The organism is Williamsia sterculiae (assembly GCF_900156495.1).
Taxonomy (GTDB): Bacteria; Actinomycetota; Actinomycetes; order Mycobacteriales; family Mycobacteriaceae; genus Williamsia_B; species Williamsia_B sterculiae.
In genome coordinates, this window is record NZ_FTNT01000003.1 from 360,811 (window position 1) to 386,598 (window position 25,788).

The following is a 25,788-nucleotide window of genomic DNA, read 5'->3' on the forward strand; positions in this document are numbered from 1 at the left end:
TGTCAGCCGGACGCCACCTGATCCCACTGCACGTCTCGCAGCATTGCGCGGGTGTCGGGCACGAAGTCGGAACCCGAGTCCGCGATGGCGGCCGCGAGTTCGGCCGCCGACCACCACCAGGCGTCGGCGATCTCGGACGCCTGCCACCGGAACGGACCGTCGTGATCGACGACGAAGGCGGTCAGATGGCACCGGATGGTCGCGTCGCCGCTGCGGCCCTCCCACCGACCGCTGGTCAGCGGGGTCATCACCCCGTCGACGGTCACGCCCAACTCCTCGGCGAGTTCGCGCCGCGCGGCGGTCTCGACGCTCTCACCCGGGTCGATCACCCCACCGGCCAGGCAGTCGATCAACCCGCCGAACACCGCCTTCTGCCGTGTGCGTCGATGTACGTACAGCCGACGTCGATCGGTGGAGCGGATCAGTACCCCCGCGCTCGCATGCCACAGACCGTCGGCGTACACCGTGGCCCGATCCGCGGTGCCCGTCACCCGGCCACCGGCGTCGTATACGGCGACCTGCTCGGCTCCGGCTCGGGATGATGCGGGTTCGGGCATCCGTCCACCCTAGTGGCCAGCGCCGCCCCGGCCCGGCCCCGTGGCGAACGTCGGCGGCCCTACAAACAAGCGTCTGCGCTGTCACCTCTACGCTCGACACATGCAGCGCATCATCGGAACCGAGGTCGAATACGGTATCTCCGCACCCAACGACCCCACCGCGAATCCGATCATGACCTCGACCCAGGCCGTACTCGCCTACGCCGCCGCGGCCGGGCTCCCGCGGGCCAAGCGCACGCGCTGGGATTACGAGGTGGAGTCACCGCTGCGCGACGCCCGCGGTTTCGACCTGGGTCGCAGCTCCGGTCCGGCACCGATCATCGATGCCGACGAGGTGGGTGCGGCGAACATGATCCTCACCAACGGGGCGCGGCTCTACGTCGACCACGCACATCCCGAGTACTCCGCGCCCGAGGTCACCGACCCCATGGACGCGGTGATCTGGGACAAGGCGGGGGAGCGGGTGATGGAGGCCGCGGCCCGTCACGTGGCCAGTGTGCCGGGGGCCCCGCGGTTGCAGTTGTACAAGAACAACATCGACGGCAAGGGCGCGAGCTACGGCACCCACGAGAACTATCTGATGGCCCGCTCCACCCCGTTCACCGCGGTGATCACCGGGCTCACCCCGTTCTTCGCCTCCCGCCAGGTCATCTGCGGGTCCGGACGGGTGGGCATCGGCCAGTCCGGGGACGAACCCGGATTCCAGCTGTCCCAGCGGGCCGACTACATCGAGGTCGAGGTCGGACTGGAGACCACCCTCAAGCGGGGCATCATCAACACCCGCGACGAACCGCACGCCGACCCGGAACGCTATCGACGGTTGCACGTCATCCTGGGGGACGCCAACCTCGCCGAGACCGCCACCTACCTCAAGGTCGGAACGACTTCGCTGGTCCTGGACCTGGTGGAGTCCGGGGTCGACCTGTCCGACCTCGAACTGGCGCGCCCGGTCCAGGCCGTGCACACCATCTCCCACGACCCCACACTGACTGCGACGGTCGCACTGGTCGACGGCCGGGAGATGACCGGCTTGGCGCTGCAGCGCATCTACCACGAGCGCTGCGCGCGTCATCAGGAGCAGAGCGGTGCCGACGACCCGCGCGCGCAGCACGTGCTCGACACCTGGGCCGAGGTACTCGACCGGCTCGAGCGTGACCCGATCGGATGTGCAGACATCCTGGACTGGCCCGCCAAGCTGCGGTTGCTGGAGGGGTTTCGCAGTCGCGAGGGGCTGGGCTGGTCGGCGCCGCGCCTGCAGTTGGTGGACCTGCAGTACTCCGACGTCCGGTTGGACAAGGGACTGTACAACCGACTGGTCGCCCGCGGCTCGATGCAACGCCTGGTCTCGGAGAACGAGGTGATCGCCGCGGTGACCACCCCGCCGGAGGACACTCGTGCCTACTTCCGGGGTGAGTGCCTGCGGCGGTTCGGGGCCGACATCGCCGCCGCGAGCTGGGATTCGGTCATCTTCGACCTCGGCGGGGACTCACTGGTGCGCATCCCCACGCTGGAACCGCTCCGCGGCAGCCGCTCACACGTGGGAGCACTGCTCGACTCGGTCGACTCGGCCGCCGAACTGGTCGATCAACTGACCACCTGACCGCCGGGGCACGGCGGCGGACCATCGCCTCGGCCGCGCCCCCGGGCGAGTCGGTCACCGGTAGGGTGTTCCTACGGACCTCGACTAGTGCGTCGAGGCTGGGAGGCTCTACAGGAGGCAGCGATGGCGCAGGAACACACCAAGCGCACCGGTGGTGGCGACGACGACAGCGAAGCCGGCGCCGAGGCGGGCGGCCAGGAACGACGCGAGAAGCTCGCCGACGACACCGATGACCTGCTCGACGAGATCGATGACGTGCTCGAAGAGAACGCCGAGGACTTCGTCCGCGCCTATGTGCAGAAAGGCGGCCAGTGAGCGATCGGATCACCTCACTCGGGCGTGACATCTCCTCCTTCTCCGACTATCTCCGCACCACCGCCCCAGAGTTGCTGCCCGCCAACCGCTCCGACGGTTCGGTCGGTGACCTGATCCCGCACGGCACCACCATCGTCGCCATCAGTTTCCCCGGTGGCGTGGTGCTCGCAGGTGACCGCCGGGCGACGATGGGCAACATCATCGCCACCCGCGACGTCCAGAAGGTGTTCATCACCGACGAGTACTCCGCGGCAGGGATCGCGGGTACCGCGGGTGTGGCCATCGAGATGGTGCGGCTGTTCGCGGTGGAGCTCGAGCACTACGAGAAGATCGAGGGCGTCCCGCTCACCCTGGATGGCAAGGTGTCCCGACTGGCCTCGATGGTCCGATCCAACCTCGGTGCCGCGATGCAGGGGCTGGCGGCGGTCCCGCTGCTGGTCGGGTACGACATCGACCACACCGATCGCACCGAACGCGGTCGCATCTTCAACTTCGACATCGCCGGTGACCGGCACGAGGAGACCGGCGGATACCAGGCCATCGGGTCGGGTTCGATGTTCGCCAAGTCGTCGCTGAAGAAGCTGTACCGTGACGACCTCGACGCCGCGGGTGCGGTGTCCATCGCTGTGGAAGCGCTGTACGACGCCGCCGACGATGACTCCGCCACCGGTGGGCCGGACGTGATCCGCAAGCTCTACCCGACGGCCGTGATCGTGGGAGCCGACGGCGCGGAGGTCGTCACCGAGGAGCAGGTGGTGGCCGCCACGGACGCGATGATCCGTCGACGCAGCGAGGACGGCCGATGACCTTCCCGTATTACGCCAGTGCCGAGCAGATCATGCGGGATCGGTCGGATCTCGCACGCAAGGGCATCGCCCGCGGGCGCAGCGTCGTGGTCCTGACCTACGCTGACGGCGTCCTGCTGGTCGCCGAGAACCCCTCGACCACCCTGCGCAAGGTCAGCGAGATCTATGACCGCATCGGATTCGCCGCGGTCGGCCGGTACAACGAGTTCGAGTCGCTGCGCAAGGCCGGCATCCAGCACGCCGACATGCGCGGATACAGCTACGACCGCGCCGATGTGAACGGGTTGTCGCTGGCCAACGCCTACGCCAACACCCTCGGTGCGGTGTTCACCGAGCAGCCCAAGCCCTACGAGGTGGAGCTGTGTGTCGCGGAGGTCAGCAAGTTCGGTAAACCGGCCGCGTCCCAGCTGTACCGCATCACCTACGACGGTTCGATCACCGAGGAGTCGGCGTTCCTGGTGATGGGTGGTTCCAACGAGTCGATCTCGACGGCGATGCGGGCCGCCCATGATCCCGACGCCGATCTGCAGACCGCGGTCCGTGCAGCCGTCGCCGCCCTCGGCACGCCGGCGACCTCCACCAACGGGTCGCAGTCCACCGGCACAGCCGAGAAGCCGCGGGTGCTGACCCCCGACGACCTCGAGGTCGCGATCCTGGACCGCAACCGGCCCCGGCGTGCCTACCGGCGCATACAGACCCAGGGTCTGGCCGACCTGCTGCCACCGGTTGACGCGGCGACAGCCGATCCGGACAGCGCCGCCGGGCACGGCGCGGACACCGAAGGGGACTCGGCCTCGTCCTGACCGGCGGGTGAACCACCTGTGACACGCCACACCGGTACTGTGAACGGTGTGCAACGACGAATCATGGGTGTGGAAACCGAATTCGGCGTGACGTGCACCTTTCACGGGCATCGACGTCTCAGTCCCGACGAGGTCGCGAGATACCTGTTCCGGCGCGTCGTGTCCTGGGGGCGGTCGTCCAACGTGTTCCTGCAGAACGGGGCGCGGTTGTATCTGGACGTGGGTTCGCACCCCGAGTACGCGACCGCCGAATGCGATGGTCTGATCCAGCTGATCAACCACGACCGCGCCGGCGAACTGGTGCTGGAGGACCTGTTGGTCGATGCCGAACGGCGCCTGGCCGAGGAGGGTATCGGCGGCGACATCTTCCTGTTCAAGAACAACACCGACTCCGCGGGCAACTCGTACGGTTGCCACGAGAACTACCTGGTGGTCCGGGCGGGGGAGTTCTCCCGGATCTCCGACGTCCTGTTGCCGTTCCTGGTCACCCGTCAGCTGATCTGCGGCGCAGGCAAGGTGCTGCAGACCCCCAAGGCCGCGACCTTCTGCCTGTCGCAGCGGGCCGAGCACATCTGGGAGGGCGTCTCCTCGGCGACCACCCGCTCCCGCCCCATCATCAACACCCGCGACGAGCCACACGCCGACGCGGAGAAGTACCGCAGGCTGCACGTGATCGTCGGCGACTCGAACATGGCCGAGACCACGACCCTCCTCAAGGTCGGCACGGCGGCACTCGTGCTGGAGATGATCGAGGCGGGCATCTCGTTCCGCGACTTCGCCCTCGACAACCCGATCCGTGCGATCCGTGAGGTCAGCCACGACGTCACCGGGACCCGCCCGGTGCGCCTCGCGGGCGGCCGCCAGGCCAGCGCCCTGGACATCCAGCGCGAATACCACGGCCGCGCGGTGGAACACCTGCGCAACCGTCACCCGGATCCGGAGATGGACCTGGTGGTGGACCTGTGGGGCAGGATGCTCGACGCCGTCGAGACCCAGGATTTCTCGAAGGTCGACACCGAGATCGACTGGGTGATCAAGCGCAAGCTGTTCCAGCGGTACCAGGACAAGTACTCTATGGATCTGTCCGATCCCAAGATCGCACAGCTCGATCTGGCCTATCACGACATCAAACGCCACCGCGGGGTCTTCGACCTGATGCAACGTCGCGGTCTCGTCCGGCGCGTCACCACCGACGCCGACATCGCCGCCGCGGTCAACGAACCCCCGCAGACCACGCGGGCGAAGCTCCGTGGTGACTTCATCTCCGCGGCCCAGAAGGCAGGTCGTGACTTCACCGTCGACTGGGTGCACCTCAAGCTCAACGACCAGGCGCAGCGCACCGTGTTGTGCAAGGACCCGTTCCGCAACGTCGACGAGCGCGTCGATCGATTGATCGCCTCGATGTGACGGATCGGCTCATCGCCTCGATGTGACCTGACGGCGACGTTGCCGCTTGCGGACCACTCCGGCCACTAGTCTGTTCGGGTGGCCACGGCAAAAGTCGAGCGTCTGATGAACCTGGTGATCTGCCTGCTCTCCACGCGACAGTTCCTGTCCGCCGAGCAGATCCGCACGAGTGTGGCCGGCTACCAGGACTCCCGGTCCGACGAGGCGTTCAACCGGATGTTCGAGCGTGACAAGACCGAACTCCGCGACCTGGGGATCCCGTTGGAGACGGGGCGGACGTCGGGCTGGAGTCAGGTCGACGGATACCGGATCAACCGGGACGCCTACGAACTTCCCGACGTCGACCTCGACGCCGACGAGGCCGCCGCCGTCGCGATGGCCGCGGCCCTGTGGTCGACTCCCGAACTGAGCACCGCATCGCAGAGCGCGGTGATGAAGCTCCGCGCCGCGGGTGTGGACATCGACGCGGACACCGACGTCGGGGGTACCGCGGTGACCGGCGCACCCCGCGCGCTCGGGTCCGAGTCGGTGTTCGGGGCCGTGCTCACCGCGATCAACGCCGGCCGCGCGGTGCGGTTCCGTCACCGTTCCACCCGCGACGGTCGGGCCACCGACCGCACACTGGAACCATGGGGTGTGGTGACCCACGACGGTCGGTGGTACCTCGTCGGCCACGATCGCGACCGCAACGAGCCACGCACTTTTCGGCTGTCCCGGGTGTCGGGTCCGGTCACCGACGCCGGCCGCGCCGGTGACGTGGCCCGGCCCGCCGACGCCGACCTCCGCGGCATCGTCGCAGCCGCGGTGACCTATTCCGAGCCGTCCGGCCCGTCGCAGACCGCGCAGGTCTGGGTGGCCGAGGGGAAGGCCGCCGGACTGCGGCGGATGGCACGTGATTCCCGGCCGACCAGCCTCGACGGCCGCTCGGGCAGTGTGCTGGACATCGAGATCCGGTCATTGGACACACTCACCCGGCAGGTCCTGGGCGCTGGTCCGGACGCCCGGGTCATCGAGCCCGAGGCGCTGCGCGATCGCGTGGTCGCCGGGTTGCGGCGTCTGGCCGGGGTGAGCACGTGAGCGCGGAGAACCGACTCAACCGGTTGTTGGCCACGGTCCCGTATTTCCAGGCCCACCCGGGGGCCAGCGCCGCCGAGGCCGCGGCAGCGTTGGGCACCACCGAAAGTCAGGTGATGGCCGACCTCAACCAGTTGTGGATGTGCGGGCTACCCGGATATTCGCCCGGTGATCTCATCGACCTCGAGTTCACCGAGAGTGGTGTGTCGGTGATCTTCGCGGCCGGTATCGACCGGCCGCTGCGGCTGACCGCGACGGAGGCGGCGGCATTGCTGGTCGCACTGCGGGCCCTGATCGAATCCGGCGGTGCCGTGGACCGTTCCGCCGCGTTGCGGGCCATCGCCAAGGTGGAGACGGCGGTCGGGTCGTCCTTGGTCACCACGGCGGTCGACGAACCGGCGACCGACGACACCGCTGAGGCGGTGGAGTCGCCGACGGTGCAGACCCTGCGTCGCGCCGACCGTGAACACCGAGCGGTGTCCATCAGTTACTACTCGGCGTCACGGGACACGGTCAGCGACCGGGCGGTCGACCCCATCCGGGTGCTGGTGATCGATCAGCAGACGTATCTGGAGGGATGGTGTCGCACCAGCGGCGGTGTGCGACTGTTCCGCTTCGACCGGGTGGAACGCGCCGAACTCCTCGATGAGCCCAGCGCCCCGCCGCCGGAGGCCCGGAGCGGTGACCATCTCGCACTGTTCGAGGCCGATCCGTCGGTACCGACGGCGCTCATCGAGATCGACGCGTCCGAGCTGTGGGTGATGGACTACTACCTCATCGAGCCGATCGGTGACACCCAGACCGGTGACAACCAGACCGGCGAGGACCGCCCCGCGGCCCAGGAGCACACCGACGCGGCGGTCGGACCGGTACGGGCCACGATGACCTACGGGTCGCAGGAGTGGCTGACCCGGTTCCTGCTCGGTTTCGGCGGTCGCATCAGGCTGCTCGATGAACCCGCGGTGAATGCGAGGACAATCGAACGTGCCAGGTCGGCGCTCGACCTGTACTGAGAGGTCGGACGGCTAGCGGTGGGGCGAATCCCTTCCGCCTCTCGGGTAGCATCGGGATGAGATCAAACGGAGGTGGGAGACTCATGGGCGCAATGTCGTGGTGGCACTGGGCGATCGTGCTCGTTGTCCTGGTGGTGCTCTTCGGTTCGAAGAAGTTGCCGGAGGCAGCGCGCGGTCTCGGTCGTTCGATGCGCATCTTCAAGAGCGAGATCAAGGAGATGCAGAACGACGGGAAGTCGGATGCCGAGAAGGCGACCACCGACGAGACCCCGCGTCAGATCTCCCCGACCCCGGAGTCGGACATCAAGCGCGACCACCAGGCCGAACGCAAGTCCGCGTGATCACCGCGCCGCGACGTGTGACGATCGCGGCTCGCTGACCCGGCGCCCGGTACGCCGCGGACCTCGGCGGTCTGCGGCGTCGGAATCGGGTGCCTCCCGCGTCTAGTTGCCGAAGAGTGTGCCGTGCGAATTGCTCTCGACCCACGCCGCCGGAAACGTCATGCCAATCCGGACGGCACCATGTCCCTGGTCGAACATCTCTACGAGCTGCGGACCCGACTCCTGATAGCCATCGCCGGCATCGTGGTGACCACGATATTCGGCTTCATCTGGTACTCGTACGGATTCCTGCACATCCCCTCGCTGGGTGACCTGCTGAAGGATCCGTACTGTTCGCTGCCCGCCTCGTCACGGGCCACCCTGTCGCCGGGCGACCAGTGCCGGTTGCTCGCGACCGGTCCGTTCGACCAGTTCATGCTGCGTCTCAAGGTGGCACTGACCGCGGGTGTCGTGCTCGCCTGTCCGGTGTGGCTCTACCAGATCTGGCAGTTCGTCACACCTGGTCTGCACGCCAACGAACGCCGGTACGGCATGTCGTTCGTGAGTTGCGCGGCGGTGCTGTTCGTCGCGGGCGCGGTCCTGGCCTACCTGGTGGTCGCGAAGGCATTCCACTTCCTGCTCAGCGTCGGCAACAACGTACAGATCACCGCCCTGGCCGGCGACCAGTATTTCGGTTTCATGATCCATCTGCTGATCATCTTCGGCGTCAGTTTCGAACTGCCGTTGCTGGTGGTCGCGTTGAACCTCATCGGCGTCCTACCGCACGCGAAGCTGCGGGCGTGGCGCCGCGGACTGGTGTTCGCGTTGTTCGTCTTCGCCGCCGTGGTCACCCCGGGTTCCGATCCCTTCACGATGCTCGCCCTCGCGCTGGCTCTGACCGTGCTGTTCGAGATCGCGGTACAGTTCGCCCGGGTGCACGATCGCCGCAAGGCGAAGCGGCAGGTCGACGCCTGGGGCGACGTTCCCGACGACCAGGCCTCGGTGTTGGCGCACCGTCCGCGACCGGTCACGGCCGCCGCCCCCGTCGGCGCACCACAGTCGGTGACCCACCCGAGTGAGGTGGGCCGTCCCGAACCAGCGCACTTCGACGATGTCCTCTGAGCCGTCGCTGTCCGGACCGGTACCCGATGACACCCGGCCCGACAGCCACCCGGAACTGGCACGCTTCGCCGCGAGCCTGTCCTTCGGTCTCGACGAGTTCCAGCGCGCGGCGTGTGCTGCCCTGGAGGACGGTCATGGCGTCCTGGTGTGTGCACCGACCGGTGCGGGCAAGACGGTGGTCGGGGAGTTCGCGGTCCATCTCGCGCTGATGGGCGGCACCAAGTGCTTCTACACCACCCCCATCAAGGCATTGAGCAATCAGAAATACGCCGACCTGGTGGCCGTGCACGGTGTCGAGTCGGTGGGGCTGCTGACCGGTGACAGCTCCATCAACGCCGATGCGCCGATCGTGGTGATGACCACCGAGGTGGTCCGCAACATGATCTATGCGAACTCGTCCGCGCTGAACGGGTTGTCCTACGTCGTGATGGACGAGGTGCACTACCTCGCCGACCGCTTCCGCGGTGCGGTGTGGGAGGAGGTCATCCTGCACCTCGATCCCGCGGTCCGGTTGGTGAGCTTGTCCGCGACGGTCTCCAATGCCGAGGAATTCGGTGACTGGATTCAGGCGGTCCGCGGCGACACCACGGTCATCGTCGACGAACACCGGCCGGTCCCGTTGTGGCAGCACATGCTGGTGGGTAACCGCATGTTCGACCTGTTCGACGGGTCCGCGCCGAACGACGGTCGGCGGGAGGTGAACCCGGCGCTGGCTCGGTATATCCGGCAGCGGGAGGTGGTGGATCTCAGCGGTCCCGGACGCGGGCATCGCGGTCGGTCCGAGCGCGGCGGCGGCCCGCCGGTCTCGCGGCCGGAGCTGATCCGCCGACTGGATGCCGACGGTCTGCTACCGGCCATCGACTTCATCTTCTCCCGCGCGGGATGTGATGCCGCCTTGGCGCAGTGCCGTCGCTCGGGGCTGGACCTGCTCGGCCCGGAACGGGCGGCCGCGGTCGACGAGGTGGTGGACCGGTTCGTCGCCGATCTGGCTCCCGACGACCGGGACGTCCTGGGTGTCGACGACTGGCGGACGGGGCTGCGCCGCGGTTTCGCCGCCCACCATGCCGGGATGCTGCCCGCGTTCCGCCACGCGGTGGAGGAGTTGTTCGTCCGCGGTCTGGTGCAGATGGTCTTCGCCACCGAGACCCTCGCGCTGGGCATCAACATGCCCGCCCGGTCGGTGGTGTTGGAACGGTTGGTGAAGTACAACGGCGAGGCGCACGTCGACCTCACCCCGGGGGAGTTCACCCAGCTCACCGGCCGGGCGGGACGGCGGGGGATCGACATCGAGGGTCACGCCGTGGTGGTCTTCGCCCCGGGAATGCAGCCCGCACAGGTGGCCGGCTTGGCCGGCGCCCGGACGTTCCCGCTGCGATCGTCGTTCGCGCCGGAGTACAACATGGCGGTGAATCTGATCCGACGGGTCGGGCTGAACGGTTCACGCGAGCTGCTCGACCGTTCGTTCGCGCAGTTCCAGGCGGACAAGTCGGTGGTCGGTCAGTCCCGCCAGATCGACGCCGTCACCCGCAAGCTGCGCAAACTCGACGTCGAACTCGAGGAGTTGGCCGGCCGACGCGACATCGGACTCGGGGGTGCTCGGGCCGGCGACGCTACGGAGGAGGGGGAGTTCGCCGGGTTCCTCGGCTACATGCGGCTGCGTGAGCTGATCCGGACACGGGAGCGTGAACTCAAGTTCGAGAAGCGGATGTCGCTGCAGAACAGCGTGGTCGAGGACCTCTTCGCGCTGAAGCGCGGCCAGGTGATCGGACTGTTCGGTGGGCGACATCGTGGTCTCGCCGTGGTCCTCGAGCCCGCGAGCGACCGTCGCGATCCCAAACCGCTGGTGCTGGTCGACGACGCGTGGGCGGGCCGCGTCGGCGTCAAGGATTTCCTCAACCCGCCCGAAGTGTTGGGCAACCTGCGCCTGGCCAAGACCGTGGATCGACGCACTGGTCGCGGGCGTCGAGATCTGGCGTCGGCGCTGCGGTCCAGCGGTATCGAGTTGCCGCGCCGCAAGCAGTCCCGTCGCTCCGCAGCCGCCGACGACAACGAACTGGTCGATCTGCGCAGGCAACTGCGTGCGCACCCCGCGCACGGGTTACCGGATCACGATGAGTTGTTCCGGGCGGCCGAACGACGTACCCGCCTCGTTCGCGAGATCGACGCCCTGGAACAGTCCATAGCCGACCGCACCGCGACGCTGCGCGCGGACTTCGACCGCATCGTGGCCATCCTCGAGGAGCTGGGTTATCTGGTGCCCGGACCCGACGGCCCCACGGTGGCGCCACCGGGTGATCTGCTGACCAGGATCTACAGCGAGAGCGACCTGCTGATCTGTGAATGCCTGCGATCGGGGGTCTGGGACGGGCTGCAGCCGCCGGAGTTGGCCGGTGTGGTGGCCGCCGTCGTCTACGAATCTCGCCGTGACGCGTTCGCCGGCCCCGATCTCGCGGTGTCGGTGCCCCCGCTGCGGACCGCGCTGGTGGAGACACACCGTCGATGGCGGGACCTCAGCCGATTGGAGATGCGTCACTCGCTGGATCCGACCCGTGAGCCCGACGCCGGATTCTCGATGTCGATCCACCTGTGGGCGTCGGGACGCAGTCTGCCCGAATGCCTGGCCGTCGCCGGTGATCGCGGCAGGCCGCTGCCCGCGGGCGACTTCGTGCGCTGGAGTCGCCAGGTCATCGACCTGCTCGAGCAGATCCGCATCGGCGCGGGGGAGGGTGACCTGGCCCGGACGGCCCGTCGGGCCGTGTCGGCGATCCGCCGCGGGGTGGTCGCCGTGGAGCTCGGCTGAGCGCAGCCGGATCCCGGTGGCTCAGCGCGCCGCCGTGATCGCACCTCCGGGGCGGCGTAAGTTCGACTCCGGCGCTCGGACGGTCGGGGTTCGACACGATCATGGACCTGAGCGGGGCCGACGACGGCAAGACGACGTGGAGGTGCGTGGTGAGTGGACCGCAGGAACCAGGTCGGCCCGACGGCGCGTCCGACGGGTCCCAGCATGCCGAACCCACCCAGCAGCGCCGCCCGGAGTCCTCGGCGGGCACACCTCAGGGCGAGGTTCCCGGTTCCAGCCCCTGGCAGGCCGCCCCTGGCGATCACGAGCCCACCCAGCCCGTCACACCTCAGACCGCCCCGCACCCAGGGCTCGGGCAAGGCCAGTACGGACAAGCGCCGTACGAGCAGCCACCCCAATTCGGACAACCCACCTATGGGCAATCGCAGCAGTACGGGCAGACGCAGGCCTGGCCGCAGCCCCAGTACGGACAAGCCGCGTACGGAGATCCGCAGTACGCACAAGCGGGTCCATGGCAGGGTCAGGCTCCGCCTCCGGGTCAGCAGTACGTCGGGTCTCCGCAGGGGTGGGGCCAGCAGTCCTACGGCCCGCCGCACCAGCAGGGCCAGCCGTCGTACTCGCCGCAGCAGCCTCCCGGTGACGACAAGTTCGCGGCGATGGGGGTGTCGCAGAAGCGGAAGCGCACGCCGCTGCTCATCGCCGCCGCCGCGTTGCTCACGGTGGCTGTCGTCGCGTTGCTGATCACGGCGTTCTGGGCGCCGGGCTTTGCGGTGAGCAAGGAATTGAGCGACACGGCTGCCCAGAATGGTGTGAAGACCGTGTTGCAGAACGACTATCAGGCCGCCAACGTCAGCGACGTCAGTTGCCCGTCCGGTCAGAAGGTCAAGAAGGATGCATCGTTCTTCTGCAAGGCAACCATCGACGGCGCGCAGCAGAACGTGAAGATCACGTTCCTCGACGACGACGGCAAGTACGAGGTGTCGCGGCCCAGCGCCGGTTGATCGCCGACCTGATCGGTCACTACTGGGCTCTGTCGGCGCCCGACCAGCCCAAAGCCGTTGCCAGACGGCCGATCGAACTCCCGATGGCCAACTCCTCGGCGAGTCGATCGAGTTCCGTCTTGTCGGCAGGTCCGGTGGGCAACGCATCATCCGCGGAATCCCAGTCGCGTCGGGTGACCCAGCCGTGGTCGGTTCGGCCCTCCACGTCGGCGTCGGTGCGGACGAACACCACGGTTCGGGCGGCGCGCAGATAGTCGGCCGAGTCGAGAATCGACGTGCGAATACGTGGGGAGATCGATGCATTGCCGTCCCGCGCGGCGTGTTCCACCCCATCGAGGTCGCCGAACTCGGTGATCAGTCTGGCGCCGGTCTTCTCGCCGACGCCGGTGACGCCGGGCAGACCGTCTGACGGATCGCCCCGCAGGATGGCCAGTTCGGCATAGGCGCTACCCGCATGACGCGCCGGGACGCCGTATCGGTCGGCGATCTCGTCGGGCCCGTACAACTCGGCCTTGGCCAGACCCCGACCGACGTACAGGACCCGAACCGACACGGGATCGTCGGCTGCCACCTGCAGCAGGTCCCGGTCGCCGCTGACCACGACCACCGGATCGGCGGTCTCGGCGAAGGCCAGGGTGCCGATGACGTCGTCGGCCTCGCAGTCGTCGGCACCGGCGCACGCGATTCCCGCCGCGGCGAGAACGTCGGCAATCATGTCCACCTGTGGACCCAGGGTGTCGGGTACCTCCTCGACAAGCCCCGAGGTGTCCTCCTCGTCCACTCGATGTGCCTTGTAGGACGGGATCAGGGCTGTGCGGAACGCGGGTCGCCAGTCGATGTCGAGGCAGACCACCAGGCGGCACGGTCGCTCGCGGGTCACCAGCGCCGCGATCATGTCCAGGAAGCCGCGGACGGCGTTCACCGGTCGACCGTCGGGTGCGGTCATCTTCTCCGGCAGGGCGTGAAAGGCTCGGAACCAGAGGCTGGCACCGTCGAGCAGCATCAGAGGCGCGTCCATGGGTGTTCAGCCTGCCAGACGGCAGGCCCGCGGGGATGGACACGGGATACGACCCGAGGTGATTAGGGTGGTGAACCATGGCCGACAACCGTTTCCCGACGTCCGTGTACAGCTCCCGCGTCCACCGAGCAGCCGACCTCGCTGCGGCCGCCGGTCTCGATGCACTGTTCATCGCACCGGGGCCGGACCTGCAGTACTTCACCGGTTCTCGGGCGAGCACTTTCGAGCGATTGACCACGCTGGTCATCCCCGCATCCGGGCACCCGCATGTGGTGGTGCCCCGGATGGAGCTCGCCGCCCTGCGTACCTCCGCGCTGGGGGAGATGCAGGTGGATCTCCGTGACTGGGTCGACGGTGACGATCCCTATGCGCTGGCTTTGGAGGGAGTGGGCGAGCTGCGACGTTTCGGGGTGTCCGACGCGCTGCCCGCGCTGCACATTGTGCCGCTGACCGCGCGGGCGGGCGTACCGCCCGAGCTGGCGACACCGGTGCTGCGCGAGCTGCGAATGATCAAGGACGAGGACGAGATCGAGGCGTTGCGACGAGCGGGGGCCGCCATCGACCGGGTGCACGCTCGGGTGGGTGAATGGTTGGTGGCCGGGCGCACCGAACGCGAGGTCGCCGAAGACATCGCCGAGTCGATCGTCGCCGAGGGGCACACCGCACCGGAGTTCATCATCGTCGGATCGGGACCCAACGGGGCCGACCCGCACCACGAGGTGTCCGACCGCGTGATCGAGACCGGCGATGTGGTGGTGGTGGACATCGGCGGTCCGGTGGAACCCGGTTACAACTCCGACAGCACCCGAACCTATTGTGTCGGTGCGGTCCCGGACGACGTGAGTGAGTCGTATGAGGCTCTGCGTCGGGCACAGCAGGCCGCGGTGGATGCGGTGCGGCCCGGGGCCACCGCCGAGCAGATCGATGCCGCCGCCCGAGATGCCCTCACCGCGGCCGGTCTGGGGGAGTACTTCATCCACCGCACCGGCCACGGCATCGGCCTGTCGGTGCACGAGGAGCCCTACATCATGGTCGGCAACTCGGAGGAACTGCGTCCCGGGATGACGTTCAGCGTGGAGCCGGGCGTGTACTTCCCGGGCAAGTGGGGTGCGCGCATCGAGGACATCGTGGTGGTCACCGCAGATGGCTGCGAACCACTGAACAAGCGACCGCACGAACTGGCCGAGGTCTGAGAGCCGCCGCCATCACGGGCCTCGTCGCGGTTCGGAGGCGAAGTCGGCGATCAGAGCGGCACATCGTTCGGGCTGGTCCTCGCCGAGGAGCGTCGACGAGTCCTGGACGATCTCCAGGCGTGCGTTCGGATACCACTGAGCCAGCCGGGGACCGTGCGCGGCAGGCATCAGCCGATCCTGCGCGGCCCACACCACCAACACCGGGCGCGTGAACTCGGGCCACCGCGCCTGTAGGGCATGCAATTCCGGTTCCGGGGGCGTTCCGACGAAGAACTTCACGAAGTCTCGGCGGATCTGCCGATCGTCCCGTGCCGGTCGGAACCAGTCGCTCAGCAGGTCGTCGGGAATACCGACGACGGACATGCCGCCGTAGCCGTTGCGCATTCGCCGTATCGGTCGTATCCGCATGCTCTGCAGCATCACCCACAAGATCGCCGGCACCCGCTTGCCCACCGCACTCAACGGCTTCACCGGTCCCGGCGGGAAGTTGTCGAATGCCTCGCACGCCGCGAGGACCAACCGGCCGACACGCTCGGTGCGGTCGCTGCTGATCAGGAACTGACCGCCACCCCAGTCGTTGAGCACCAGCGTCACGTCGCGCAGATCGAGCGCCTCGAGAAAGTCGGCGAGGATCACCGCCATCCCCGGTTGCGAGAGGTCCGCGTCCGGCCGTTGCGCCCGTCGGTGACCACCCATCGGCAGTGTCGGGGTGACCACCCGGTGTTCGCTGAGCAGGGGAACAACCTTGCGCCAACACCTGCTGTCCATCGGAACGCCGTGACACAACACGATCACCGGACCGGGCCCGCCCGTGTCCTCGTATTCGATGGGACCGCTCGACACCGTGACCACTGACATGGGGTCAGACTAGAACGCGGCCGTCCCCGATACCCGGGCGTTGGGGACGGCTCAGGTCCTGTCCAACAGGCTCCGGGAGCCGAGCACCCGTGCCACGTCGATCTCGACGACCACTCGTCGCGGGTTGGGCCGGGGTTCGCGGTAGCGCTGTGCGTAACGTCGCTCTGCGATCTGTACATCGTCGGCGTCGCGCAGGATGCGGGCGGGGCCTTCGAGAGTGAGCCACCGCGGGCCGTCGACCTGGGTGACCGCCGCATACCCTGATCGGTCGACGTTTCGCACCTTCTGTTTGCCGTCGGACGTGATGACGCGGACGACCCGTCGTTCCTGGTCGTAGGTGAACCCGACGGCGACGCTGTGCGGAGTGCCGTCGTGACGGAGTGTGACCACCGACGCGAGGTGACGTTCGGTGAGGAATTCGAGGGCGTCGGCGGTGAGGTCGGCAGCGGTGGTCGGCATGCGGCTCAGGGTAACGGGGCGGTGCGCGCCCTCACGCCGCGAGCGACTCGTCGGGTGGGTCGCCGACGGGTATGAGGTGGAGGTCGTGCTCCCAGCGGTGGCCTTCGGCGAGGTGGGCGCGTGTGAGCGTGAGTTGGTCCCGCAAGGTGTCGCGGAATTGTTGCGCGGTGCGCGCCTGACCGGTCTCGAGGGCGAGTTGTTCGCGGTTGGCGGTGGCGCGGGCAGCGATGGTGCGGTCCTGCCGCAGAACCGGGTTGGCTTGTAGTGGTTGATCGGTGCCGCGTTGTTTCCAGCCGACCCGGCCGACGAGGTCGGGTGGTCCGGTGTCGGGGGTGATGATCTCGGTGATCCACCCATGTTCGCTGTCACCTGCACGTGGTGCACGGCCACCCGGGTGTCGGGGTTGTCACACCCGGGGCGGGTGCACCCGCGTTGGGAGGCGATCAACGCCATGCGTTGGTCGGCGGAGGCGAGGCGGCGTTGCCGACCGAAGAACAACGGCCGGTCTTTGTCGTCCAACAACGCGAGCAAGGGGCGTGACGTCCCGGCCAACGCTAGTGCGTCGCGGACGGGAGGGTGGCCGCCGGAGGCGGTGGTCGCAATCCCGGTCTCGGCTTCCAACTCGTCGAGGGTCATGGTGACGATGACCTGCGCGGGTAGCCCTCGGTGCTGACCGAGCACCCCGGACTCGGTGATCGTTCGGAGCATCAGGGTGAACGCGTCATGGTTGCGTTGCGCCGCAGTGCGGGTGTCACGTTTCGCCGCCGCGGCGAGAACATCGGCGTGGACCTTGTCCGCATCACCAACCGGCGACTCCGGGTCGTCGGGGTTGTTCATGCCCGGTCGGGCCCATTTCTCTGCGAGCACATCCCACAACGCCCTGGTCACCGGATCCAACTCACCACGGATGCCGGACACGTGGTCCACACCCTGACGCCCCAGGGTCAACCCGCGCCGGCGTTTCCTATCGCGGTCGTCGTCATCGACCCCGTCGGGATCGAGGTAGGCCAGCAAACGTTGCACCGCTTTGGTCAACTGATCCGGATCCAACATCGCCGCCAACTCTCCGAGTTGCTGTTCGGCGGCCTCCCACATCGGTCGGTCGTCCCGGACCGCGGACGGGAACTTAGCGATCACCGACCGCATCACCCGCACATGCGCCGTCCCGATCGACCCCTCGCGTAACAGGGTGGCCATGGTCGGCGCGTACGGCGGCAACGTGTCCCCGGTCAACCCCACCAACGGGGCACAATGCTCAGTGTTCCCGACCCGGGCCGCTGCCTCGGACCCATTCAACCCCAGCACCTCCCGCAGGAACCCGTGACGCCGCAGACCCCGTTTCGCCGGCAACCCGCGCTCCAACATCTGGGTGGTCAACGCCACCTGCACCGCCTCATCCCGGCGGGTCTGCCGCTGCAACCGCTGCGCCGCGTCCACCACCTGCTTGTCGTCCAACTCCACGAAGGATTTGTCGACCAGCGTGTCCGACAGGGCCTCGCGCAGCGCGAGCAGCGCACTCATGTCCAGGTGATCGAGTGCTCCCAGCACCAGATCCAGATCGGGGACCTCTCCCGATTCGTCTGCTGCAGTGATGGGGAACATACATTCGACTATACGCTGGTTTCGCTGTCCCGCAACGTTTTAACGAGAGACCACGCGCAACCGATGCCGGAACGCACCCGCATCATGGCACCCAGATGTGGATTCTGACAGTCTGAATCCATGTCTGCGTTCCAGGTCGCCACCACGCCACTGCTCGACATCGCCTATCTCGGGTACGGCAGCTCCGACGGGGAGGTCGTGGTGCTCTCGCACGGTTTCCCCTACGACGTGCGTAGTTACGCAGACGTCGCGCCCATCCTCGCCGAACGCGGTCTACGCGTGATCGTGCCCTGGCTGCGTGGGTACGGTCCTACGCGGTTCCGCGATCCGGCGATCATGCGCTCCGGGCAGCAGGCCGCGTTGGGACGTGACCTCGTCGATCTGCTCGACGCACTCGGCATCGAGAATGCGGTGGTCGGCGGCTATGACTGGGGTGGTCGAGCGTCGTGCGTCGCGGCGGCGCTGCACCCCGAGCGGATCAGAGGTCTCGTCACCGTCGACGGTTACAACATCCAGGACATCGATCAGCAGACCGCGCCGGCGGCCCCGCACGCCGAGAAGAACATGTGGTATCAGCAATACTTTCAATCCGACCGTGGCCGTGCGGGTCTCGTGATGAATCGACGCGAGCTGTGCCGACTGTTGTGGAACGACTGGTCGCCCTCGTGGGCGGGTGCGGACGATGCGTTCGAGGCCAGTGCGGACAGTCTCAACAATCCCGATTTCGTCGACGTGGTCATCCACTCCTATCGTCATCGTCGTCGCGCCGCAGCGGGAGACACGCGCTACGACGACGACGAACGCGCCCTGGCCGCCACACCGGCCATCACCGTCCCGGCCGTCGTCCTGTCAGGTCGCGACAAGGGTATGGGTTTCAGCGACCCCGAGGACGACCGAAAACTCTTCGTCGGCGGTTTCGAAGGTCGCGTGCTCGACGGTGTGGGACACAACCCACCTCAGGAAGCACCGGCCGCGTTCGCCGACGCGGTTCTGTCGCTGTCTGACTAGTCAGACCATTTGCTCGAGAAACTCGAGGCGGTTACCGAAGGGATCCTGGGCGTAGAAGCGACGGAACCCAGGAAAATCGTTGTCCCACGACACCTCCTGACCGGCTGCGCGCAGGGTACCCGCTATGCCGTCGATGTCGTCGACGAGAATTCCTGGGTGTGCTTTGCGCGCAGGCTCAAAGTCGCGTTCCACTCCGAGGTGTATCTCCAGACCACCGGATCGGAACCAGGCACCACCGCGGGACACCAGGGCAGGCGGCTTGTCGATCTCCGTCATTCCCAGCACACCGGCAAAGAAGTCTCGTGCTCGCTGTTCTTGTGCCACCGGCATTGCCAGCTGCACATGGTGCAGACGCGTGAACATGTGCTGAGTCCTAACGGGTGAGTGGGCCCTCCAGGCGGAACCTGGGACCGGTCGACCGTGAGTGCGCGTCGGGTTCGCGCGGCGCCGTCGCATACGCGCTGGTGGCTGACATGTCTGCATCCTAGGCTGCACGGATGACCGAGACTGATCCTCTCGCCCGGACACGCCGCGACTACGACCGAGTAGCTGACATCTACGACGACATGGTCCGGCACGGGCGAGAAGATGCGCTGGCGACCGGCATGATCACAGCGTTCGCCACCCTGGTGTCTGCCGAGTGTGACTCCGGTGTGGTCCTCAATGCGGGTTGCGGGCCAGGGCACTGGACAGACTGGCTGGACCGGTTCGGTGTGAGCGCGTCGGGTGTTGATCTGTCGCCGGGGATGATCGACATCGCACGCCGCTATCGACCGGATCTGTCTTTCGAGATCGGCTCGCTCCTCGGCCTTCCCGCAGTCGACGCGACCGTGCAGGGCGTGTTGGCCCACTTTTCGGTGATCCCATACACCGCCTGACCTCGTCCCCATGGTGATCAGTGAATTCAGCAGAGTGCTCTCGCCGGGTGGAATATTGTTGCTGGCCGGCCAGATCCTTGGATCTGGCGATGATGCCGACTGGCTGACCTACGACCACCAAGCGTCGCCGGCGTACCGGTGGAGGCTTGATGTGCTCGCGGAACTGACATGTGGACAAGGATTCACCGAGATCGCTCGCCTACACGTGCACGAATCACCACAAAATCGCGTTCCAGCGGGTTATCTCCTGCTGAGGAAGCTCGCGTGATCGATCCCGACCACCCCGCCCGATATCGCTCTGCGGCTACGGCGTTTCGGCGCTGCTGCGCGGATCGATGAGGATCTTCGCGTGTGCCTCGGGGTCGGACAGTGCATCGAATGCGGCTGCCACACCGTCGAGTCCCACGGTGCCGGTGATCAGGGGACTGACGTCGACTCGACCGTTCGCCATCATCGTCAGGGTGTCGTGGAATTCTCCTGGGTCGTAACCGAACACGAATCGGAAGTCGATCTCTTTGTTCCCCGCCATGGCCGGGAAGAACGTGTCCGGTTCCATACAGACCCCGACGACGACCACGCGTGAACGTAGGGGAGCAGCGTTGATGATCTGCTCGATCATCCCGGGTATGCCAACACATTCGAACACCACGGGGCCCTCGGGCACGGCGTGCAGCCGCTCGGCCAGTCGGAAGACCCGCCACCACGGAAATCGTGCCGGCAATCTGCGGAGTCGTCCCATCGTCTGCACGCCGAGCCCCAGCAGGTCCGACACCGAGCGCAGTTCGTTGCGGCCCGGTGAGTAGGCATCCCACGGATCTTCGACCCTGGGATCCACCACCACGTGCGCGCCCATCTTGGTCGCAAGCTCGCGCCGACCGGGGGAGAAATCGCTGGCCACGATGGTCTTGACCCCGCTGGCCCGCAGCATGGCGATCACCGCGAGACCGATGGGACCGCAACCGATCACGATGGCGGTCTGACCTCGACCGACCTCCGCGCGCCGTACCGCATGCCACGCGACCGCCATCGGTTCGGTGAGTGCTGCGTCCGCGTCGTCGAGTTCGTCCGGTACGGCCATGGTCATCGCCTCCTGCACCACCACGTGCTCGGCGTACGAGCCGGGCGCATGTGCGGAAAGCCCGACCAGGTGCGGCTTGTCGTCCACCGCGACCGTCGGCAACGACACCACGCGCGTACCGAGAGGCCACCGCTCACGACAGCCCGGGCCATACGCCGCGACGGTGCCGACGAACTCGTGGCCGAGTACTACGCCCTGGTTCATACGCATGAAGTCGGGATAACCCGCCCTCGCGGCCATATCGGCCACCGTGTCGGCGTGACGCCGGGCGTGCAGGTCGGAGCCACAGATCCCCGATCTGGTGACATCGAGGAGAACGTGCCCGCGCCCGGGTGTCGGTGTGGGGAGTTCTTGGACGGTCAGCCGTCCCTCAGCGCACACGACTGCTCTCATCGACCTGCTTCACCTCACGTTGTGCGGGCCCTGTGACCACGAACCCACGGAACCGACCCGGGTGGGGCACATTGCTGCACCGCCCTTTCGGGTGACGCTACACGTGGCGTCGAGGTCACCCGTGCTGATCTGTGGACGGGGCCTTGTGTGGCGCCCTCTGTTGATGCGGATTTGTCCACACCACCACCGTTCCGATCAGCGCCATGACGACGCCCACCCAGACGGGTGAGCGCCAGCCGAGGCCCGCGGCGATGGTGAGACCACCGAGGGCCGACCCGATGGCGTTGCCCAGGTTGAAGGCCGCGATGTTGGCTGCGGAGGCCATGGTGGGGGCGTCACCGGCGAAGCGCATCACCCGGAGTTGGAACGCCGGAGTGGTGGCAAAGCCGATCACTCCCATCACCAGCAACAGCACGGCGACCGGAACTCGCCACGCCGCGAGCAGCGCGTAGGCCAACAGCACGATCGGCAGCAGCACGGAGAGGGTGCGCAGTGTGATGGTCAGGTTGCGATCCGCGGCCCGCCCGCCCACGAAGTTGCCGGCGAACAGCCCGATACCGAACAGCACCAGCAACCACGGGACCGCACCTTGGCCGTACCCGGTGACATTGCGTACCAACGGTTCTACATAGATGAATGCCCCGAAGAGCCCGCCGAACACCGACATCGTCATCAGCATCGACACGATCACCTGTCGGCGTCTCAACACCGAGAACTGGTTGCCCACGGCCACCGGCGGAGCGGGTAGCCGTGGCACGAGCGTCGCGACACCGACGATGGCAACGATGCCGATCGCGCTGATCACCCAGAACGCGCTGCGCCAGCTGAGTTGTTGGCCGATGAACGTGCCGAAGGGCACCCCCAAGACGTTGGCCAGGGTGAGCCCGCCGAACATCACGGCGATGGCGCTGGCCCTGCGTTCCTTGGGGACCAGGTCACCGGCGACGACGGCGCCGATCCCGAAGAATCCGCCATGACACAGGGCCGTGACCACGCGGCCGAGGACCGCTATCCCGAACACCGGGGCGACGGCGGTCAGTGAGTTGCCGATCACGAACAGGATCAGGAGGACGAGCAGAGCCGTCTTCGGCGGTCGTCGGGACAGCACGGCGGTCACGGTGAATGCCCCGACCACCACGGCCAGGGCATAACCCCAGATCAGCGAGCCGGCGGTGGGGACGCTGACGTGCAGGTCGGCGGCCACCGAGCTGAGCAGTCCGGCGATGACGAACTCCGTGAGTCCGATACCGAACCCGCCGACGGCCAGGGCCAGCAGGCCCGGGTGCATCCGTCGTGCCGAGGCGGGTGCCGACCGGACGACGACGCCGGCGCGCGGATGCGATGTTGATGTGGGCAGGGGTGAGCTGTCCATGGGGGTCTCCCTTGGATCGGTGGTGGAACCGCGTGGGTTATCCGGTGATGGTGCTGCTGGCCAGCAGACTCATGGCGTGATCACTGCTCGAGCCGGGTTCGGCGTACTGCAGCAGCAGGAAGTGACCGTCGCCCTCCGGCAGGTGTAGGACCTCGAAATGCAGGTCGATACGTCCGACCGCGGGATGGTGGTAGAGCTTGGTGCCGTGGGTGCAGAGGACGACGGGGTGCTCCGCCCACAGACGTGCGAAATCATCACTGGCGACACTGAGTTCACCGACCAGGCGCTGCAGATCCTCCCTGCTCGCGTGCACCGCGCCGACGTATCGCAGCGACGCCACCGCCAGGACGGCCTCGTACTCCCATTCGCGATACAGGCTGCGGGAGGCGGGATCTGTGAACAACAGAGCCACCTTGTTCGGTGGGTGGTCACCGTACGGGGCCATCGGATCGAGGTGCGAGGCCATCAGAGCGTGACCCAGCCGATTCCAACCGACGATCTCCTGCGAGGGCGACATGGCCATCGCGGCGACGTCGGTCATCCGATCCAGCAGCGTGGCGATATCGGTGCGCAACCGCGGCCGGGCCGACTGCGCCGGAGCCGCGTGTCCCACCGCCACCCGCTGTAGATGAGCTCGCTCCACATCGTCGAGTCGGAGCGCCCGGGCGATGGCGTCCAGAACCTGCGAGGAAGGGTTGGTCGCCAACCCCTGTTCGAGACGCGTGTAATACGTCAGCGAGACCCCGGCCGCTTCCGCGAGCTCTTCACGGCGCAGCCCGGGAACCCGACGCAATCCGAGGCCGGGTGCGCCCAGCGCCGACGGATCGGCGGCCGCGCGCCGGCTCCGGAGGAATCCGGACAGCTGCTCGGTGTCATGCGCGTTGGTCATGCCCTCATCGTGGCGCAGCCGGTGACGATGTGCCTGTCCCCGTCGGTGACAGGCACGCGAAGGCATGGGTTGGACGATCCAGCTCAACCCAGAGTGGCAGTGGCCGCGCGAAGCTCATGGAGCGCGGCGATGGCGTGGTGAGCCAGATCCCGGGGGTCGTCGGGGGTCTGTTGAGTCCACGCGGCATAACCCTGTTTGAACGCCAGCAGTCCCAGCTCGGCCGCGAGATGCGCCGTGGTGGTAGGAACACCGCGCGTGATCAGGGCCTCGGCCATCGCGGTGGCCAGTCCGACACTTTTCAAGGCATCGCGCTCCTGCAGCTCGGCGCTGGCGGCGACCGCGGCCTTCAGCCGGGGGCCGAGCTCACGGTTCAGCGGGCCCATCTCCGCCGACGCCCGCCGGAGTCCTTCGGCGACGGCCTCGAGCGGTGTGCCGCCGGACGGTGCTGTGACGATGCCATCGGTGAGCAACTGGCTGAGTGTCTCCTGTCCGGCCACCAACACCTCACGCTTGTCGGCGAAGTGGCGGAAGAACGTGCTGCGCGTGACCCCGGCGCGCTCGGCGATCTGGGCGACGGTGGTCGCGTCGTAGCCCTGTTCGGTGAAGAGGTCGACGGCCGCGATCACGAACCGTTCCCGTACACCCGGTTCCCATCGACCCATGCGTGCACTCTAACAATTGCCACGAGACACATGTCGCATGACTTGCTACCGTGATGAGACAGATGTCCCATCACTCGTCGAGGAGTTCTCATGCACGTATTCGTCACCGGTGGCACCGGAACCATCGGGTCGGCTGTGGTCGACGAGTTGCTCGCCAACGATCACACCGTCCTCGCGTTGGCGCGCTCCGATGCGTCGGCCGACGCGCTGGCGAGGGCGGGTGCCGAGGTGGTGCGCGGGACGATTGCCGACCTCGACACACTCAGCACGTCGGCGGGGCGAGCCGACGGTGTGATCAGTCTGGCCTTCACCCCCGATTACGACACCCCCGACGGACTGGCAGCGGCTGTGGTCGAGGAGGGCGCGGCGCTGGCGTCCCTGGGGGAGGCCTTGCTGGGCAGCGGCCGGCCGATCGTGACGGTATCCGGGACACCATGGATTCCGGGCCGCCTGTCGACCGAGCGCGACCCGCTGCCGGAGGAAGGTCCGGTGGGAGGTCGCGCCGTGTCGGTGAACCGATTGCTGGAGTTGTCGTCCCGTGGCGTCCGTGCCGTCGCTGTTCGGATGCCGCGAACCGTCCACAATCGGGGCACGGGTGGATTCGCGGGTCTGTTGACCGAACAGGCGCGCCGGACAGGGGTCGCCGGGTATCCCGGTGACGGCGCACAACGCTGGCCGGCTGTGCACGCTCTCGACGCCGCGGTGTTGTTTCGGTTGGCGCTGGAATCCGCGCCTGCGGGAACCGCATGGCATGCGGTGGCCGACGAGGGCGACGCAGTCCGTGACATCGCCTCGGTGATCGGACGGCGGCTCGATCTGCCTGTGGAGTCCGTCAGCGAGCAGAGTCTCGGGCCCTTCGGACCGGTGTTCGCGCTCGACCAGCCGGCGTCGAGTGCACACACTCGCGAGACCCTCGGGTGGGAGCCCGTTCATTTAGGTCTCCTGGAGGATCTGGAGAACATCGAGCCCTGATCGCGATCCTCGTCAGCCGAGTCGTCTCAGTGCTGTGATCCGTCGTTCCGCCCGTGCCGGCAACGTCGCCTCGAATTCGGCCTGCTCCTCGGGTGTCATCGCGAAGCCCACCATCCACCGCGGTTCCACGCGGAAGATCGCGATGCCGTCGGCCATGTCGGACAGCGGCATCCCGTACACCTCGCTCAGATAGGCGTCGATGCGCGTGAACTCCTGGCCGTGCACGGCGACCGCGTCACCGTGGGTCCAGATGCCGTATCCGTCGCGCGGCGTGTACGCGACGCTCACCGCCGGACGGGCGAGCAGGTCCCGGGCCTTCACCGCCGACGACGCCGTGGAGAAGTACCACGTCGCGTGGAGGAAGTGGCCGTCCACCGCGGACAATCGTGGGACACCCGCACGGCTGACGGTCGCGACGTCGAGGACGACGACGTCGTCGAGATCCGTACAGATGCGTTCGGCGGACAGCCGTCGCTCGGTGGAGACGATGTCGGTGAGGTGGCGTGTGCGCCCACCCGCGCTCCGGTCCAGCAGTTCCTGGAGGGCCTCGAGTTCGTCGGTGGTCTCGTTCATGCGCTCATCATCGTG

At 67.4% G+C, this 25,788-nt stretch carries 26 protein-coding genes; 16 read left to right on the top strand and 10 right to left on the bottom strand.

Annotated elements, in window-relative coordinates:
• Positions 1-2: 2 nt before the first annotated feature.
• Entirely contained in the window at positions 3-557 is a 555-nt protein-coding gene (locus BW971_RS07250) for an NUDIX hydrolase (protein WP_076477947.1), read from the bottom strand.
• Positions 558-657: 100 nt separating this feature from the next.
• Here BW971_RS07250 and dop point away from each other — a divergent pair, with 100 nt between their 5' ends.
• From dop to BW971_RS07305, 11 genes are all read left to right on the top strand, one after another.
• The gene (dop, locus tag BW971_RS07255; RefSeq protein WP_076477949.1) at positions 658-2,157 is read left to right on the top strand and encodes a depupylase/deamidase Dop; all 1,500 of its coding nucleotides are present in this window, start codon (positions 658-660) and stop codon (positions 2,155-2,157) included.
• Positions 2,158-2,280: 123 nt separating this feature from the next.
• Positions 2,281-2,472, top strand: coding sequence for a ubiquitin-like protein Pup (locus BW971_RS07260; RefSeq protein WP_076477951.1), 192 nt, complete (start codon positions 2,281-2,283; stop codon positions 2,470-2,472).
• Entirely contained in the window at positions 2,469-3,278 is an 810-nt protein-coding gene (prcB, locus tag BW971_RS07265) for a proteasome subunit beta (RefSeq protein WP_076477953.1), read from the top strand. The genes BW971_RS07260 and prcB overlap by 4 nt, the downstream gene beginning before the upstream one ends.
• Complete coding sequence (prcA, locus tag BW971_RS07270) at positions 3,275-4,081, top strand: proteasome subunit alpha (protein ID WP_076477955.1); 807 nt, start codon at positions 3,275-3,277, stop codon at positions 4,079-4,081. The genes prcB and prcA overlap by 4 nt, the downstream gene beginning before the upstream one ends.
• A gap of 48 nt (positions 4,082-4,129) precedes the next feature.
• Positions 4,130-5,488 carry a Pup--protein ligase gene (gene pafA / locus BW971_RS07275; protein ID WP_076478297.1) on the top strand — a complete coding sequence of 453 codons (1,359 nt, stop codon included), beginning with the start codon at positions 4,130-4,132 and terminating at the stop codon, positions 5,486-5,488.
• 78 nt (positions 5,489-5,566) lie between these two features.
• Positions 5,567-6,565, top strand: a complete 999-nt coding sequence (locus tag BW971_RS07280; RefSeq protein WP_076477957.1) for a helix-turn-helix transcriptional regulator — start codon at positions 5,567-5,569, stop codon at positions 6,563-6,565.
• On the top strand, positions 6,562-7,575 hold the full coding sequence (locus tag BW971_RS07285) for a helix-turn-helix transcriptional regulator (RefSeq protein WP_076477959.1): 1,014 nt from the start codon (positions 6,562-6,564) through the stop codon (positions 7,573-7,575). Before BW971_RS07280 ends, BW971_RS07285 begins: the two co-directional genes overlap by 4 nt.
• Before the next feature lie 83 nt (positions 7,576-7,658).
• Positions 7,659-7,916, top strand: coding sequence for a Sec-independent protein translocase subunit TatA (gene tatA, locus BW971_RS07290; protein ID WP_076477960.1), 258 nt, complete (start codon positions 7,659-7,661; stop codon positions 7,914-7,916).
• Positions 7,917-8,039: 123 nt separating this feature from the next.
• Complete coding sequence (gene tatC, locus BW971_RS07295; protein WP_076477962.1) at positions 8,040-9,017, top strand: twin-arginine translocase subunit TatC; 978 nt, start codon at positions 8,040-8,042, stop codon at positions 9,015-9,017.
• A complete protein-coding gene (locus BW971_RS07300) occupies positions 9,007-11,817 on the top strand; it encodes a DEAD/DEAH box helicase (RefSeq protein ID WP_076477963.1) in 2,811 nt (936 codons plus the stop codon). Before tatC ends, BW971_RS07300 begins: the two co-directional genes overlap by 11 nt.
• 149 nt (positions 11,818-11,966) lie before the next feature.
• Entirely contained in the window at positions 11,967-12,818 is an 852-nt protein-coding gene (locus BW971_RS07305; protein ID WP_076478299.1) for a DUF4333 domain-containing protein, read from the top strand.
• A 19-nt stretch (positions 12,819-12,837) separates the two neighbouring features.
• Here the strand turns inward: BW971_RS07305 and BW971_RS07310 are convergent, their stop codons facing one another.
• On the bottom strand, positions 12,838-13,821 hold the full coding sequence (locus BW971_RS07310; protein ID WP_083709473.1) for a 5'-3' exonuclease: 984 nt from the start codon (positions 13,819-13,821) through the stop codon (positions 12,838-12,840).
• A 92-nt stretch (positions 13,822-13,913) separates the two neighbouring features.
• Here BW971_RS07310 and BW971_RS07315 point away from each other — a divergent pair, with 92 nt between their 5' ends.
• Positions 13,914-15,029, top strand: coding sequence for a M24 family metallopeptidase (locus BW971_RS07315; protein ID WP_076477967.1), 1,116 nt, complete (start codon positions 13,914-13,916; stop codon positions 15,027-15,029).
• Between the two features lie 12 nt (positions 15,030-15,041).
• Here the strand turns inward: BW971_RS07315 and BW971_RS07320 are convergent, their stop codons facing one another.
• Together BW971_RS07320 and BW971_RS22140 are read right to left on the bottom strand one after the other, a co-directional pair.
• Complete coding sequence (locus BW971_RS07320) at positions 15,042-15,887, bottom strand: alpha/beta fold hydrolase (RefSeq protein ID WP_076477969.1); 846 nt, start codon at positions 15,885-15,887, stop codon at positions 15,042-15,044.
• A 51-nt stretch (positions 15,888-15,938) separates the two neighbouring features.
• Positions 15,939-17,948 (bottom strand): TIGR03618 family F420-dependent PPOX class oxidoreductase, encoded by a 2,010-nt coding sequence (locus BW971_RS22140; protein ID WP_076477971.1) that lies wholly within the window; start codon positions 17,946-17,948, stop codon positions 15,939-15,941.
• Between the two features lie 120 nt (positions 17,949-18,068).
• Between BW971_RS22140 and BW971_RS07330 the strand changes: the two genes are divergently transcribed.
• Complete coding sequence (locus BW971_RS07330; RefSeq protein WP_076477973.1) at positions 18,069-18,956, top strand: alpha/beta fold hydrolase; 888 nt, start codon at positions 18,069-18,071, stop codon at positions 18,954-18,956.
• On the opposite strand, the gene BW971_RS07335 is transcribed toward BW971_RS07330, so the two are convergent.
• Complete coding sequence (locus BW971_RS07335; RefSeq protein ID WP_076477975.1) at positions 18,957-19,319, bottom strand: VOC family protein; 363 nt, start codon at positions 19,317-19,319, stop codon at positions 18,957-18,959.
• 134 nt (positions 19,320-19,453) lie between these two features.
• Between BW971_RS07335 and BW971_RS20825 the strand changes: the two genes are divergently transcribed.
• Together BW971_RS20825 and BW971_RS21075 are read left to right on the top strand one after the other, a co-directional pair.
• Positions 19,454-19,834, top strand: coding sequence for a class I SAM-dependent methyltransferase (locus BW971_RS20825; protein ID WP_083709415.1), 381 nt, complete (start codon positions 19,454-19,456; stop codon positions 19,832-19,834).
• A gap of 10 nt (positions 19,835-19,844) precedes the next feature.
• The gene (locus BW971_RS21075; RefSeq protein ID WP_143690233.1) at positions 19,845-20,102 is read left to right on the top strand and encodes a hypothetical protein; all 258 of its coding nucleotides are present in this window, start codon (positions 19,845-19,847) and stop codon (positions 20,100-20,102) included.
• 36 nt (positions 20,103-20,138) lie between these two features.
• Here BW971_RS21075 and BW971_RS07345 read toward each other — a convergent pair whose 3' ends face one another.
• From BW971_RS07345 to BW971_RS07360, 4 genes are all read right to left on the bottom strand, one after another.
• The gene (locus tag BW971_RS07345; protein ID WP_076477977.1) at positions 20,139-21,305 is read right to left on the bottom strand and encodes a zinc-binding dehydrogenase; all 1,167 of its coding nucleotides are present in this window, start codon (positions 21,303-21,305) and stop codon (positions 20,139-20,141) included.
• 115 nt (positions 21,306-21,420) lie between these two features.
• Complete coding sequence (locus tag BW971_RS07350; protein ID WP_076477979.1) at positions 21,421-22,677, bottom strand: MFS transporter; 1,257 nt, start codon at positions 22,675-22,677, stop codon at positions 21,421-21,423.
• Between the two features lie 37 nt (positions 22,678-22,714).
• Entirely contained in the window at positions 22,715-23,566 is an 852-nt protein-coding gene (locus BW971_RS07355; RefSeq protein WP_076477981.1) for a helix-turn-helix transcriptional regulator, read from the bottom strand.
• 83 nt (positions 23,567-23,649) lie between these two features.
• Positions 23,650-24,228 (bottom strand): TetR/AcrR family transcriptional regulator, encoded by a 579-nt coding sequence (locus BW971_RS07360; protein ID WP_076477983.1) that lies wholly within the window; start codon positions 24,226-24,228, stop codon positions 23,650-23,652.
• 90 nt (positions 24,229-24,318) lie between these two features.
• Between BW971_RS07360 and BW971_RS07365 the strand changes: the two genes are divergently transcribed.
• Positions 24,319-25,200, top strand: a complete 882-nt coding sequence (locus BW971_RS07365) for an SDR family oxidoreductase (protein WP_076477985.1) — start codon at positions 24,319-24,321, stop codon at positions 25,198-25,200.
• Between the two features lie 12 nt (positions 25,201-25,212).
• On the opposite strand, the gene BW971_RS07370 is transcribed toward BW971_RS07365, so the two are convergent.
• The gene (locus tag BW971_RS07370; protein ID WP_076477987.1) at positions 25,213-25,773 is read right to left on the bottom strand and encodes a pyridoxamine 5'-phosphate oxidase family protein; all 561 of its coding nucleotides are present in this window, start codon (positions 25,771-25,773) and stop codon (positions 25,213-25,215) included.
• Positions 25,774-25,788 lie beyond the last annotated feature (15 nt).

Excerpts from the sequence above, each read along its gene's own strand:
- BW971_RS07250 (WP_076477947.1), bottom strand. The coding sequence starts at position 557 with ATGCCCGAACCCGCATCATCCCGAGCCGGAGCCGAGCAGGTCGCCGTA.
- dop (WP_076477949.1), top strand. The coding sequence starts at position 658 with ATGCAGCGCATCATCGGAACCGAGGTCGAATACGGTATCTCCGCACCC.
- BW971_RS07260 (WP_076477951.1), top strand. The coding sequence starts at position 2,281 with ATGGCGCAGGAACACACCAAGCGCACCGGTGGTGGCGACGACGACAGC.
- prcA (WP_076477955.1), top strand. The coding sequence starts at position 3,275 with ATGACCTTCCCGTATTACGCCAGTGCCGAGCAGATCATGCGGGATCGG.
- tatA (WP_076477960.1), top strand. The coding sequence starts at position 7,659 with ATGGGCGCAATGTCGTGGTGGCACTGGGCGATCGTGCTCGTTGTCCTG.
- BW971_RS07300 (WP_076477963.1), top strand. The coding sequence starts at position 9,007 with ATGTCCTCTGAGCCGTCGCTGTCCGGACCGGTACCCGATGACACCCGG.
- BW971_RS07310 (WP_083709473.1), bottom strand. The coding sequence starts at position 13,821 with ATGCTGCTCGACGGTGCCAGCCTCTGGTTCCGAGCCTTTCACGCCCTG.
- BW971_RS07315 (WP_076477967.1), top strand. The coding sequence starts at position 13,914 with ATGGCCGACAACCGTTTCCCGACGTCCGTGTACAGCTCCCGCGTCCAC.
- BW971_RS07320 (WP_076477969.1), bottom strand. The coding sequence starts at position 15,887 with ATGTCAGTGGTCACGGTGTCGAGCGGTCCCATCGAATACGAGGACACG.
- BW971_RS22140 (WP_076477971.1), bottom strand. The coding sequence starts at position 17,948 with ATGTTCCCCATCACTGCAGCAGACGAATCGGGAGAGGTCCCCGATCTG.
- BW971_RS07330 (WP_076477973.1), top strand. The coding sequence starts at position 18,069 with ATGTCTGCGTTCCAGGTCGCCACCACGCCACTGCTCGACATCGCCTAT.
- BW971_RS07335 (WP_076477975.1), bottom strand. The coding sequence starts at position 19,319 with ATGTTCACGCGTCTGCACCATGTGCAGCTGGCAATGCCGGTGGCACAA.
- BW971_RS20825 (WP_083709415.1), top strand. The coding sequence starts at position 19,454 with ATGACCGAGACTGATCCTCTCGCCCGGACACGCCGCGACTACGACCGA.
- BW971_RS21075 (WP_143690233.1), top strand. The coding sequence starts at position 19,845 with ATGGTGATCAGTGAATTCAGCAGAGTGCTCTCGCCGGGTGGAATATTG.
- BW971_RS07345 (WP_076477977.1), bottom strand. The coding sequence starts at position 21,305 with ATGAGAGCAGTCGTGTGCGCTGAGGGACGGCTGACCGTCCAAGAACTC.
- BW971_RS07350 (WP_076477979.1), bottom strand. The coding sequence starts at position 22,677 with ATGGACAGCTCACCCCTGCCCACATCAACATCGCATCCGCGCGCCGGC.
- BW971_RS07355 (WP_076477981.1), bottom strand. The coding sequence starts at position 23,566 with ATGACCAACGCGCATGACACCGAGCAGCTGTCCGGATTCCTCCGGAGC.
- BW971_RS07360 (WP_076477983.1), bottom strand. The coding sequence starts at position 24,228 with ATGGGTCGATGGGAACCGGGTGTACGGGAACGGTTCGTGATCGCGGCC.
- BW971_RS07365 (WP_076477985.1), top strand. The coding sequence starts at position 24,319 with ATGCACGTATTCGTCACCGGTGGCACCGGAACCATCGGGTCGGCTGTG.
- BW971_RS07370 (WP_076477987.1), bottom strand. The coding sequence starts at position 25,773 with ATGAACGAGACCACCGACGAACTCGAGGCCCTCCAGGAACTGCTGGAC.